The sequence below is a fragment of the Vibrio sp. D173a genome (assembly GCF_030248475.1).
Genome location: NZ_JAHGAH010000788.1, coordinates 1 through 834 on the forward strand (window position 1 = coordinate 1; position 834 = coordinate 834).

At 49.6% G+C, this 834-nt stretch carries 1 protein-coding gene; it reads left to right on the top strand.

The genetic code is table 11. The annotated features are described in order from the left end of the window. Positions 1-834: LysR family transcriptional regulator (locus KIV40_RS29300; protein WP_285352751.1), on the top strand; the 834-nt coding region annotated here is incomplete at both ends.

An 834-nucleotide genomic window follows, 5' to 3' on the forward strand; every position in this document is an offset into this window, starting at 1 on the left:
ACCAATGGCAGACTCTTTATGAGATTGACCGCGCGGGTAGCATTCAGGCTGCGGCTCTGCAGTTAAATAAGAGCCACACCACCTTGATTTATGCATTGCGCAAGTTGGAAGATCAGCTTTCGGTCTCCTTAGTGCAGATGGAAGGTCGTAGAGCGGTGTTAACGGAAGATGGTAAGTCGCTGCTGAGAAGAGCAAGCACCATGCTTGAGCAGGCACGAGAATTAGAGGTGATCAGCGAGCAGCTTTCGAAAGGGATAGAGTCGGAGATCACCATCGCTGTGGATCACCTTTGTGACCCTACATGGGTCTACTCGGTGATGGCGGAGTTTCTTGAGTCCAACAGCACGACCTCGGTTCAGATTATCGAGACATCCTTGTCTAAAACGACAGAAATGGTGACGCAGCAATTAGCTGATGCGGCGATAATCAACTTGCCTGTCACCAACTACCCAGCAGAAGCATTTGGCGTGACTTCGCTGAAACCGGTCGTCGTCGATTCACATCCATTAGCGAAACAGTCCTTGGTTACTTTGAGTGAGTTATCGACACTGCCACAAATTGTGGTGCGAGACTTAGGCTCGGTTGAAAAGGTAGCAGAGAAAAAAGACGTGGGTTGGTTGAAGTCGAGTCAACGCATTACGGTGGACAACTTTGACCACGCATTTCGAGCGGTGGAACAAGGTGTCGGGTATTGTCGTCTACCGCATCACATTGTAGAGAGTCGTGGCACAGGGAAACTCAGCGTTTTGAATGTTGAACATTCACATAGCTACCAAGTACCGCTGCATTTGACGCTACCCAAAGGTGCGAAAACTGGTTCTGCAGCGCAGTGTT